Raw genomic sequence first — 11,780 nt, forward strand, 5'->3', positions numbered from 1 at the left:
AGGAGCGTGATGTTATGAGAGAGACTTCTTTACTGCTGGCAGGAGGCATGAAAAAGGAAAAGGCCGAAAAAGCAGCAGGTCTTCTAAAAGAAGGATTGAAGGAGAGAGACATAAAGGCTGAGGTGACGATTGTCAATACATATGAGGTTACCGACATAAAAGGCCTGGAAGAGGGACGCGATATGGTGATCTCCACAGCTACAGGAAATCTGAACACATCACTCCCAGTACTTCAGGGACTGTGTCTGCTGTATCCGTGGATGGGGACCGGAAAACTGTACGAAGAAGTGGAAAAGAACCTTGACGGCAGATAAAGGAGGAGAACGCATGGAGCAGATTTTCAGGGAAGATTTCATCTGGCTGGATGAGACATTTAAAGACCGAGACCAGTTTTTTGAAGTGATCGGAAACAGACTTTGTGAAAAAGGTACAGTCAAAGAAAGCTTTGCTGACGCACTGAAAAAACGGGAGGAAGTATATCCAACGGGGCTTAAGACTGAAGCATTTGAGATCGCGATTCCACACACAGATGTGGAGCATGTAAATGAGGCGTCCATCTCCTTTGTCAGATTTAAAGAACCGGTTTTGTTTTCACACATGGGGGAGCCTGAGATTCAGGTCAACGCAAAATTTGCTTTTGTTTTGGGGGTCAAGGAGCCAAGCCAGCAGGTTGAAGTGCTGAGCACACTTGTTTCGCTGATTTCTGATGAACATGAGATGAAACAGCTCAAGGTCCTTCAATCACCGGAGCAGATCAGTACACTGTTAAATCAATTTTTTACAGATCATATGTAGAAAGGTTTGTTATGAATGTTATAATGAAGAAGAAAGAAAAAAGAAACACTCATAGACAGTCTTCATTTGGGGCGAAGCGTCGTCAGAGCATTTCTTTCTTACAGATAGTATTATAGCATAAAATGAAAAAACCGGACACTAATTTTCAGGGACTTGCGATGCAGGTCCCTGTTATCTCTATGAAAGGTAGGTTAAAATGAAGGTTGATTTAAACCAATTCAGGGGAGCTTGTTCCTGTAAAAAAGAACACAATATTGAAATCGACACGATTCTTTTGGAGGAGGGGGCCGTAAAAAAACTTCCCGGGATCTTAAAAGATACTGGTTTTAAAAAGCTTACAATGATCTGCGATGAAAATACCTATGAGGCTGTTGGAAAACAGGCAGAAGATTTACTGACAGGACTTACAAAAGTCCTGTTAAAGGGGGCGGATATTCATGCAGATGAGGCCAGCGTTGGACGTGTGATGGACCAGCTAAAGGATCAAGGACGGCCGGATGCGCTTGTGGCCGCAGGATCGGGGACCATTCACGACATTACAAGGTACTGTGCTTTTGATATGGATCTTCCATTTATCTCTATACCTACTGCAGCCAGTGTAGACGGTTACACATCCACGGTGGCCGCAATGACGCTCCAGGGATTTAAGAAGACGGTTCCTTCCTGTGCACCGAAGATCATTGTGGCAGACAGCGACATTTTGAAGGAAGCTCCTTTGAGGCTGACGGCCTCGGGAGTGGGAGATCTGCTTGGAAAATATACTGCGCTGGCAGACTGGAAGATCGCACATCTGATTACAGGAGAATATTTCTGCCAGGAGATCTGCCGGATGGAAGAGGAAGCCCTTGAAATCATGTGCAGCAGTCTTCCAGGGTTGAAAGAGAGAAATATAGCTTCATATGAACAGCTGATGTATGGACTATTGCTGTCCGGTCTCGCAATCCAGATGACCGGGAATTCCAGGCCGGCATCGGGAACAGAACATCATATGTCCCACCTTTGGGAGATGGAGGCTGTCAATTCTCACCTTGATTTTTATCACGGAGAAAAAGTAGGTGTTGGACTGGTCCTCTCATCAGACATCTACCACAAAGCAGCCGAATATCTGAAAAAGGGAGATTATAAGCTAAAGGATGCGGTACCGTTTGAAGAGGAATTGATCCGAAAATGCTTTGCAGGCAGGAAATTGGATGATATTATAATAGAAGAGAATCAACCGAATCTGTTGGATGAAATTTCTCCTTCTATTTTGAGACAAAAAGAGGAGCAGCTTACAGAGATTCTGGAGCAAGTGCCAGAGGATGAGCAGCTAAAAGCATACCTTAATCAGGTAAATGGAGTATGTTCGCTTACGGATCTTGGACTGGAACAGAGGATGAAAGAACGGACAGCCAGAGTATCCCCATATGTCCGACAGCGGCTGACCTTTATGCGGTTGTTGAAGTTTTACGATTTTTACGAGTCAGTGATTCGAGGATAAGGGAAAGGAATAGTATGAGGACAGGGACATTTTGCAGGCAATGCTTGTATAACAGTGAACAAAGAAAAGTGGAGCAGGAGCACGAGGAAGAAAAAAAACAGCAGTTTCTTGATCAGGTGAAGGAAATCTTAAAAGATGAGGAGATGGAACTGTCTCCGCCAGAATATCTGGCTGAGTTTACAGAAGTGTATGAACAATACTTTGGGACTCAGACTGCCTTTGATCCTCTGAAACGGCATTTTAATGATCTGATGCTTTCAAAGGAACAGGAGATCAAGCAGAGGATCGAAGATTCTGAAGATCCCATCGTCACTGCGGTCCAGGCGGCTCAGGCGGGAAATTATATTGATTACATAGCTCTAGGAGAGATCGACAGCGAGCAGCTTGAAAACCTTTTATTTAACAATGGGATCAAGGGGCTTAAGCCGGAGGTCTACCAGTCCTTCCGTCAGGATCTCGCATCGGCACAAAGTCTTGTCTACGTGACAGATAACTGTGGTGAGATCGTGGTGGATAAGATCCTGATCCAGGAATTAAAGAAACTTTATCCTCATCTTCATGTTACGGTGATTGTCCGGGGGGCAGGCGTGGCCAACGACGCATCCATGGAGGATGCCAGGCAGGTGGGAATGCCTGATGTGGCCAATGTCATCGGAAACGGTACCAGAATCGCGGGCACCAGTATGAAAAGGATCAGCCATGAGGCCAGAGAGGCATTAAACGGCGCGGACGTGATCATAGCAAAGGGGCAGGGCAATTATGAGACCATGTCTGGATGCGGACTGAATGTCTACTATCTGTTCCTGTGCAAATGCGATTTTTTTGTTGAAAAATTCAAGAGCGAGTATCTGGAGCATATGTTTATAAAAGAAAGATAAAGATCCATAATAAATAGTATCCTGGTGAACCAGGGTACTATTTTTTTATTGGAGGTGATCTTTATAACATCAAATGTATATGGATATGCCCGCGTATCCACAAAAGACCAAAATGAGACTAGGCAGCTGTTGGCCCTGGAAGCATTTGCGGTGGAAAAACAAAACATATATTTAGATAAGCTGAGCGGAAAAAACTTTGAGCGGCCCAATTATAAAAAACTGGTAAGAAAGCTTAAGGAGGGTGATGTCCTCGTGATCCAGAGCATTGACCGGCTGGGGCGCAATTATGGAGAAATACTGGAACAATGGAGGATCGTCACAAAGGAGATCAAGGCAGATATCGTGGTACTGGATATGCCGCTCCTGGACACAAGAAAAAAACAAGATGATCTCACAGGCACATTCATAGCAGATCTGGTACTCCAAATCCTCAGTTATGTGGCCCAGACAGAAAGAGAAAACATTAAAAAACGCCAAATGGATGGAATCAGGGCGGCCAAATTAAGGGGAGTCCATTTTGGAAGGCCCAGAAAGCCTATACCGGAGAACTTTGATAAATTAAAACAACAATGGGAAAACGGTGAGATTTCTTCCAGAAAAGCGGCCAAACAGCTGCACATTGCCCAGGATACCTTTCTCAGATGGGTGCGCAGAAAGAAATAAATGAAATGGTAGAGATTATCATTCGGTTCATTTTGTACATAAAACTGCTAAAAACGACCAGATTACAAGAGATAAAACTGTTTCTTTCAGTATACATTGGCCGAACGAAAAAGTCTACTTTATCATTCTTTGGAGGGAAGTAATGATACGAACGAAAAAGGATCAAAACAACAAACTTCTTGAATATCTGGTAAAAGAAGCGGGATGCCAGGAGCTGTCCGATCTGCCCTCGGGGTTTTGGTTTCCGGTGGCATGTTTTATCGCGGGATCCGTAAAGGCTGACCAATACAGCCTGAGGGAGTGGAATGAAGCGGTCCGGTACCTGACAGGAGCGAGAGTACGGTTTTTCTCTCCCCAAAAAGCACAGAAGTTCCTGGAGGAAAACAAAGATAACTTTTATACCGAAATAGAGGTTAAGAAGCTGTAGATCTTAAAAACCTTTACTGTTGCGGAACAATATCGGATGCGTTAAAATAATGTAGCAAGAAGCATGCTATTTTCCACATGATTTCCGTTCGGCTCTTAGAATGCCTCACTCCAATCATGTAGAAAAACTCATAGTAAATAGGACATTCAGGAGGTTTTATGAGATCATACAGGGAAGAACTGCATTTCCACCTGCCTTCCAGGCGGGGCATCATAAATATTACAGATCAAGTCCAGGAGGCCATTGATAAGAGCGGCATCAGAGAGGGCATGGTCTTGGTAAATGCTATGAATATCACTGCCAGTGTATTTATCAACGACGATGAGACTGGTCTGCATCACGATTATGAAAAGTGGCTGGAGAAGCTGGCTCCGGAAAAACCGTACAGCCAATACCAGCACAATGGTTATGAAGATAATGCAGACGCACATTTAAAGCGCACAGTCATGGGAAGAGAATCCGTCGTGGCGGTGACAGAAGGCCGTCTGGATTTTGGGACTTGGGAACAGATCTTTTATTTTGAATTTGACGGCAAACGGGACAAGCGTGTGCTGGTCAAAATTATTGGAGAGTGATATGGAAAACCAGTGGATCAGAACAGAATTGCTTTTGGGAGAAGAAGCAGTCCAGATATTAAAGCAGTCCCATGTGGCTGTATTCGGAGTCGGGGGAGTCGGGGGAGTTGTTGCGGAAGCCTTGGCTAGGACCGGAGTGGGTACATTTGATCTGATCGACAGGGATACTGTCTCAGTATCTAACATCAACCGTCAGATCATCGCAACCCACAGTACCGTGGGAAGAGTCAAAGTGGAAGTGATGAAAGAGCGTATTTTGGAGATTAATCCAAATGCACAAGTCAACATCCACAAATGCTTCTTTTTGCCTGAAAACGCAGACGAATTTGATTTTCACCAGTATTCTTATGTAGTGGATGCAGTGGATACGGTAACCGCTAAGATTGAACTTGTACTGCAGGCCCAAAGGGCAGGAGTGCCGGTTATCAGCAGCATGGGAGCAGGCAACAAGTTGGATCCCACAAGATTTGAGGTGGCAGATATTTACCAGACATCAGTCTGCCCATTGGCAAAGGTTATGAGAAAAGAGCTGAAAAGGCGTGGCGTAAAAGAGCTGAAAGTCGTTTATTCTAAGGAAAAGTCTTTGGAGCCCAAAGTTGATCTGTCCGGAGAAGAGGGCAGAAGAGCTGTACCCGGCAGTGTTGCGTTTGTGCCCTCCGTGGCCGGGCTCATCGCAGCAGGGGAAGTCATCAGAGATCTAACGTCAGTGTAAAGACAGGTAAAGAGGAATGGGAGCAGAAATATTGGTTTTCTAGCTGGCATAGATAACATATACAGATTTTAAAATTTTTATAACAGCAAATAAAGAGAGGTATAGATTACCTCTCTTTTTATGATGTAAATCGATAGGACAGCTTATAAGATGCCGATGAAGCTTTGGATCACTAAACTTACCGCTGCAATAGCAACCCAGCAGCAGAATCCCATGAAGATCGGTTTTCCGCCGGTTTTAACAAGTTTGACGATATGTGTGTTCAGCCCAATGGCAGCCATGGCCATGACAATAAAGAATTTACTTAATGTCTTTAACGGATCTGTCACAGCTGCAGGCAGGGAAAATACGGTCGTAACTACGGAAGCAAGAATAAAAAACAGGACAAACATTGGGAAAACCTGTTTTAAGCTGAATTTAGCTCCATGTTCCTCCAGTGCCTCCTCTTTTTTGCCGGCACGGTAAATAGCGAGAGCAAGGGTGATCGGGATGATCGCCAAAGTTCTTGTAAGCTTTACGATGGTAGCGGCGTTTAACGTATTGCTTCCATGAATACCGTCCCATGCAGAGGCAGTGGCAGTGACGGAGGAGGTATCATTGACTGCTGTACCAGCAAACAGGCCAAACCCCTCATTTGACAGGTGCAGCATACTTCCAAGGGCAGGAAATACGAGTGCCGCGATCACATTAAAGAGGAAGATAACAGAAATGGACTGGGCGATTTCCTCATCATCTGCTTCGATTACAGGAGCGGTGGCTGCGATGGCGGAACCTCCGCAGATGGAAGAACCCACACCGATCAAGGTGGAAACTTTGGCATCCATATGCAGCAGCTTATATAAAAGGAAGGACACGATCAAGGACGTTGAGATGGTAGATATAATAATGGGAAGAGACTGCCTTCCTTTTGCCAGTATATCTGTCAGATTCATTCCAAAGCCGAGTAGAATGACTGCATACTGGAGAATTTTTTTTGATGTGAACGCAATGCCGGGCCGCATACTCCCTTTGTCCTTTATTATCAATGTCAGAATCATGCCAATGAGTATTGAAAAAACTGGACCTCCGATAACTGGAAATAAATTCCCGAGGAACCATGCAGGGACGGCGATCCCAATGCATAGCAGGATGCCAGACCAGTGTTGTCTTACAAAATTCATAGTTTAAACCTCTTTCTTTTCTTCAGAATCTTTTTAATTTTAGTTTTCTTTTTCCAGAAATGAGTATATCATGAGAGTATGATAATACAAAATTATATATTTTTATAATAAGATAATATTTTGTTATTGTTTGGTGCGGCAAGTGTGATCATTTTTTGTAGAAAATCCTAAGTGAAATATAAACTAAGATAATAGTTGATAAGAAGAGGAAAGCATGGTAAAATATTTATATAAAAAGACATTAGCATTTGGAGTATAATAAATTCATGATCCAGAGTTTTCTAATCAACTCCTGAACATTAGAAAGGTGTGATCAAAATACAGGAAGTGAAATGGTTTCTGTGAACAAAAAAATATGTTATAGTAATACAGTGAAGTGGCAATGAAGTGTGCGTGTAAGAATAAGGAGAATTATTTGATGGGAGAAAGAAAGTTAACAGACGCAGAACAGGTCGTCATGAGATGTGTTTGGAATTACGGTAAGGACGAGATACCATTTTTGACTTTGATAGAAGAATTAAGAGAAAAATATGACAAGGATTATAAGCGGACAACCGTACGTACTTTTTTGTTTGACCTGGAGGAAAAAGAATATGTCAAGGTTGAGCGCAGGGGGAAGTTTTCTTATGTCGTACCGGTGGTCCAAAAGGAAGATTATCGGAGGAATCAGGCGGAGGAGATGCTTGATATTTGGTTTGATGGTTCTCCCAAGAGCTTTATCAGTGCTCTAAGCGGGAGATTATCTGAAGAAGAAGGGGAAAAACTAAAAGGGCTGTTAGATGAGCTAGATGCCCAATGATATATGAATCAATATTTCTGTGCAGGAACAAGGACATTCAAATATATTTTGATGTCCTTTTTTGCTGGGAAAATGTAAAATTGGATGCAGTGTGTTAAAATACAGATAGCGATAAAAGAAGGATAAGCAGGAGGAGCCATATGCTGGATTTTAGGATTTTAACGTTTCTTGAAGTGTGCAGGCAGATGAATTTTACGAAAGCCGCCAAGAAGCTGAATATTACACAGCCCGCGGTATCCCAGCATATAAAATGGCTGGAAAGGGAATACAGAATCAGGCTGTTTGAGATGGAAGGGAAAAAACTGCAGCTGACTCCTGAAGGAGATTTGTTCCGTAATGCGGCAATGACGTTTCACCATGATGAGATGTATCTGAAACGCAGCATTCAGGAGATGAAACAGGAAAAAAGAAAGATCAACTTTGGGGCAACATTAACCATCGGAGATTTTATCCTGTCAAAGGCAGTGGCAGAGTACATAAAACAGAATCCGGATACAGAGGTGTCTGTGAAAATAGCAAACACAGAGGAGCTTCTCAGACAGCTGGACGGTGGACAGATTGATTTTGCAATGGTGGAAGGCTATTTTGAAAAAAGAGAGTACGACTACCGGATTTATTCCAGGGAAGCGTACACGGCAGTGTGCGGCAATTCCTACCTGTTTAAAAAGGAGCCGGATGTACTGGAAGATCTGCTGGGTGAACCATTGATCACAAGGGAGCCTGGGTCCGGTACACGTGAGATTTTGGAAAAAAGCCTGGAGGGACGGAATCTGAATGTCCAGGATTTTAAAATAAGACATGAGATCAGCAGCCTTCATATGATAAAAAGGCTGGTATCAGAAAACTGTGGCATTACATTTCTATATGAAGCGGCAGTGAGAGAAGAATTAGAAAACGGTACTTTGAGAAAACTTAAATTAAGAGATTTTTCTGTCGTACACGACTTCACATTTGTATGGCGTCGTCATAGTATTTTCTCACAAGATTACCTTGATATATTCAACAGTTTGCACAAAGATGACATGTATACAATATAAATAGACAATAGATTAACGAAAGCTGTTGACACAACTTTCACAAAGTGATACTATTAGCTCACGAATATTTAGCTTACAAAGTATTGGCGGGCTAATAGTATGGATGCTAATAAGTTTTAATGTAAGAGCAAACAGGAGGAAAAAAGAAAATGGTTGAATTTAAATTGACAAAAGAACAGCTGCTTGCACAGCAGATGTTCAAAGATTTCGCAGAGACAGAAATCAAGCCAATTGCTAGGGACATGGATGAAACAGAAGAATTCAGCATGGAACTGCTTGAGAAAATGAAAAAATTCGGTCTTATGGGAATTCCATATTCCAAAGAATACGGCGGAGAAGGGGCAGACGTTTTAACTTATACACTCTGTATGGAAGAGATGTCTAAGTTAGATGCTTCCACAGGAATCACAATTTCCGTACATACATCATTGTGCTGTTCCTGCATCAATGATTTTGCTTCAGAAGAGCAGAAACAAAAATTTTTACGTCCGTTGGTTGACGGTTCTAAAGTGGGATGCTTTGGTCTTACAGAGCCGGGAGCAGGTACCGATGCCAGCGGTGTGAAGACAAATGCCGTATTGGACGGCGATGAATATATCTTAAACGGACAGAAGGTGTTCACTACAAACTCAGGCTTTGCCGATACATTTATTATTTTTGCAGTTACAGACAAAACTGCAGGTACAAGAGGTATGTCTGCATTTATCGTGGACAGGAATACACCGGGATTAGAAGTCAGCAAGAATATCCCTCGTATGGGTATCCGTGCTGCGTCAAACTGTGAAGTTGCTTTAGTTGATGTGAGAGTACCGAAGGAAAACCTGATCGCGGGCGAGGGAAAAGGATATAAGATCGCTATGTCAGCGCTGGCAGGCGGACGGATCGGAATCGGCGCTCAGTCCGTAGGAATCGCACAGGGTGCTTTAAACGAGGCCATTGCATATGTAAAGGAAAGAAAACAGTTCGGAAAACCGATTTCTAAATTCCAGAATACACAGTTCCTGATCGCAGAACTCCAAGTGAAGATCGACGCTGCGCGCCTTATGGTATGGAGAGCGGCAAAATCAAAAGACGATCATGAAAACTATGCTCCTCTGGCAGCAGCGTGCAAACTGTTTGCATCTGACGTGGCAGTGGAAGTGACAAGAGCAGCCGTACAGCTTCTTGGAGGATATGGATACTCCAGAGAATATCCGGTAGAGAGAATGTACCGTGATGCTAAGATCACAGAGATTTACGAAGGTACATCTGAAGCTATGAAGATGATCGTCGGCGGCGGACTTTTAAGATAAGCGTAAAGTGGAAGGAGAATAAGAGATGAAAATCGTTGTTTGTGCAAAACAAGTACCAGATACAACTGAAGTAAAATTAGATCCAAAGACCAACACTCTGATCAGGGATGGTGTTCCGAGTATCATCAACCCAGATGACAAAGCCGGAATCGAAGCTGCCCTGCAGTTAAAGGAAAAATGCCCGGGAAGCACTGTGACTGTTGTTTCCATGGGACCGCCTCAGGCAGATGTGGCATTGAGAGAAGCACTTGCTATGGGATGTGACGATGCAGTTCTGGTTTCTGACAGAGCATTCGGAGGAGCAGATACATGGGCAACATCTTCCACTATCGCGGCAGCGATCAAAAAATTGGATTACGATGTCATCATCACAGGACGCCAGGCGATTGACGGAGATACCGCTCAGGTAGGCCCTCAGATCGCAGAACATCTTGGAATTCCTCAGGTGAGCTATGTCGAAGCCCTGAATGTGGAAGGGGAAGACACTTTGATCGTCCAGAGGCAGTTTGAAGACCGCCATCAGATCATTGAAGTAAAGACTCCTTGCCTGATCACTGCTTTGGCTGAATTGGCAACACCTAGATATATGACAGTCCACGGTGCATTTGACGCATACAGAGAAAAAGAAGTCAGCGTCTGGGGACTTGCAGACTTAGAAGACACTGTAGACCAGGCAAATATCGGGTTAAAAGGATCTCCTACAAGAGTAAAGAAATCCTTTACAAAACAGGCCAAAGGTGCAGGAACTATTTTAAAAGATTTATCAGCAGACGAAGCTGTTGCATCCATTGTTGATAAACTTCAGGAAAAGCACATCATTTAAGCGAGGAGGAGAAGATAAAATGAGCAGAGACGTATATGTATTCGCTGAGCAGAGAGACGGCGAACTTCAGAAAGTCGGAATCGAATTAATTGGTAAAGCAAGAGAATTAGCAGATGATCTTGGACAGCAGGTCGTTGCCGTGCTGCTTGGGGCAGGCGTAAAAGAAAAAGCCCAGGAATTAGTTGCCTGCGGTGCAGATAAAGTTGTTGTCGTAGATGACATTATGCTGGCAGATTATGTGACAGAGCCATACACAAAGGCACTGACAGCTGTGATTAACGCAAAAGATCCTGAGATCGTGCTTTATGGTGCATCTTCCATCGGACGTGACCTTGCCCCAAGAGTATCTGCAAGGATCCATACTGGATTGACAGCGGACTGTACTGCACTTGCCATTGATGAAGAGACAAAGCTCCTCATGATGACCCGTCCGGCATTTGGCGGAAATATCATGGCGACCATCGTGTGTGAAGACTTCCGTCCTCAGATGGCAACAGTCCGTCCAGGAGTAATGAAAGCCTTGGAAAACGATGCATCCAGAAGCGGTGAAGTGGAAGAGTTCAAAGTAGAATTCTCTGATGCAGACATGAATGTAAAAGTCCGTGAAACTGTAAAGACAGCACATAAATCTGTAGACATTACAGAGGCTAAGATCCTTGTTTCCGGTGGGCGCGGAATCGGAAGCGCTGACAAGTTCAAGGTGTTAGAGGAACTGGCGGATGTCATGGAAGGTGAAGTGTCTTCTTCCAGAGCATGTGTAGATTCCGGATGGATCAGTGCTGACCGCCAGGTAGGACAGACAGGAAAGACTGTGCGTCCGGAATTATATCTGGCCTGCGGCATCTCAGGAGCGATCCAGCATGCAGCCGGTATGGAGAACTCAGAGTTTATCGTAGCCATCAACCGTGATGAGGATGCGCCGATCTTTGATATTGCAGACCTCGGCATCGTTGGAGACTTAAATACCATCGTACCGAAACTTACAGAAGCTGTGAAGGCGGTAAAAGGAAAATAAAATACATACTGTTATATATAAAAGGAGGTTGTGATATTGTGGTGATATTACAACCTCCTTTTTATTTGTTATTGACAACGTATGGGTAAAGTGATAATATTAGCTCAAAAGATAATCAAAATAT

14 protein-coding genes are annotated in these 11,780 nt (G+C 43.6%); 13 read left to right on the forward strand and 1 reads right to left on the reverse strand.

Going from position 1 to position 11,780, the window contains the following annotated elements:
• Window positions 1-14: 14 nt before the first annotated feature.
• The 8 genes from AR1Y2_RS05235 to AR1Y2_RS05270 all read left to right on the forward strand — a co-directional run bounded on the left by AR1Y2_RS05235 (window position 15) and on the right by AR1Y2_RS05270 (window position 5,530).
• Window positions 15-314 carry a PTS sugar transporter subunit IIB gene (locus AR1Y2_RS05235; protein WP_137328025.1) on the forward strand — a complete coding sequence of 100 codons (300 nt, stop codon included), beginning with the start codon at window positions 15-17 and terminating at the stop codon, window positions 312-314.
• Window positions 315-327: 13 nt separating this feature from the next.
• Window positions 328-795, forward strand: a complete 468-nt coding sequence (locus tag AR1Y2_RS05240) for a PTS sugar transporter subunit IIA (protein ID WP_137328026.1) — start codon at window positions 328-330, stop codon at window positions 793-795.
• Window positions 796-991: 196 nt separating this feature from the next.
• Complete coding sequence (locus AR1Y2_RS05245; protein ID WP_137328027.1) at window positions 992-2,275, forward strand: sn-glycerol-1-phosphate dehydrogenase; 1,284 nt, start codon at window positions 992-994, stop codon at window positions 2,273-2,275.
• Between the two features lie 44 nt (window positions 2,276-2,319).
• Window positions 2,320-3,153: a damage-control phosphatase ARMT1 family protein gene (locus AR1Y2_RS05250; RefSeq protein WP_243118862.1), complete on the forward strand. Its 834-nt coding sequence runs from the start codon at window positions 2,320-2,322 to the stop codon at window positions 3,151-3,153.
• A 63-nt stretch (window positions 3,154-3,216) separates the two neighbouring features.
• On the forward strand, window positions 3,217-3,816 hold the full coding sequence (locus tag AR1Y2_RS05255; protein WP_137330202.1) for a recombinase family protein: 600 nt from the start codon (window positions 3,217-3,219) through the stop codon (window positions 3,814-3,816).
• Between the two features lie 142 nt (window positions 3,817-3,958).
• Window positions 3,959-4,243, forward strand: a complete 285-nt coding sequence (locus AR1Y2_RS05260; protein WP_137328029.1) for a hypothetical protein — start codon at window positions 3,959-3,961, stop codon at window positions 4,241-4,243.
• Between the two features lie 158 nt (window positions 4,244-4,401).
• On the forward strand, window positions 4,402-4,818 hold the full coding sequence (locus AR1Y2_RS05265) for a secondary thiamine-phosphate synthase enzyme YjbQ (RefSeq protein ID WP_137328030.1): 417 nt from the start codon (window positions 4,402-4,404) through the stop codon (window positions 4,816-4,818).
• A 1-nt stretch (window position 4,819) separates the two neighbouring features.
• Window positions 4,820-5,530 (forward strand): tRNA threonylcarbamoyladenosine dehydratase, encoded by a 711-nt coding sequence (locus AR1Y2_RS05270; RefSeq protein WP_137328031.1) that lies wholly within the window; start codon window positions 4,820-4,822, stop codon window positions 5,528-5,530.
• 143 nt (window positions 5,531-5,673) lie between these two features.
• Here the strand turns inward: AR1Y2_RS05270 and AR1Y2_RS05275 are convergent, their stop codons facing one another.
• The gene (locus AR1Y2_RS05275; protein ID WP_137328032.1) at window positions 5,674-6,690 is read right to left on the reverse strand and encodes a YeiH family protein; all 1,017 of its coding nucleotides are present in this window, start codon (window positions 6,688-6,690) and stop codon (window positions 5,674-5,676) included.
• Between the two features lie 418 nt (window positions 6,691-7,108).
• On the opposite strand from AR1Y2_RS05275, the gene AR1Y2_RS05280 reads away from it, so the two are divergent.
• From AR1Y2_RS05280 to AR1Y2_RS05300, 5 genes are all read left to right on the forward strand, one after another.
• Window positions 7,109-7,489, forward strand: coding sequence for a BlaI/MecI/CopY family transcriptional regulator (locus AR1Y2_RS05280; protein WP_137328033.1), 381 nt, complete (start codon window positions 7,109-7,111; stop codon window positions 7,487-7,489).
• Between the two features lie 140 nt (window positions 7,490-7,629).
• Window positions 7,630-8,526, forward strand: coding sequence for a LysR family transcriptional regulator (locus tag AR1Y2_RS05285; protein WP_137328034.1), 897 nt, complete (start codon window positions 7,630-7,632; stop codon window positions 8,524-8,526).
• Window positions 8,527-8,675: 149 nt separating this feature from the next.
• Window positions 8,676-9,818 (forward strand): acyl-CoA dehydrogenase family protein, encoded by a 1,143-nt coding sequence (locus tag AR1Y2_RS05290; RefSeq protein WP_137328035.1) that lies wholly within the window; start codon window positions 8,676-8,678, stop codon window positions 9,816-9,818.
• 25 nt (window positions 9,819-9,843) lie between these two features.
• Window positions 9,844-10,641, forward strand: a complete 798-nt coding sequence (locus AR1Y2_RS05295) for an electron transfer flavoprotein subunit beta/FixA family protein (protein WP_137328036.1) — start codon at window positions 9,844-9,846, stop codon at window positions 10,639-10,641.
• Between the two features lie 19 nt (window positions 10,642-10,660).
• Entirely contained in the window at window positions 10,661-11,656 is a 996-nt protein-coding gene (locus AR1Y2_RS05300) for an electron transfer flavoprotein subunit alpha/FixB family protein (RefSeq protein WP_137328037.1), read from the forward strand.
• Window positions 11,657-11,780 lie beyond the last annotated feature (124 nt).

The organism is Anaerostipes rhamnosivorans (genome assembly GCF_005280655.1).
GTDB lineage: Bacteria > Bacillota > Clostridia > Lachnospirales > Lachnospiraceae > Anaerostipes > Anaerostipes rhamnosivorans.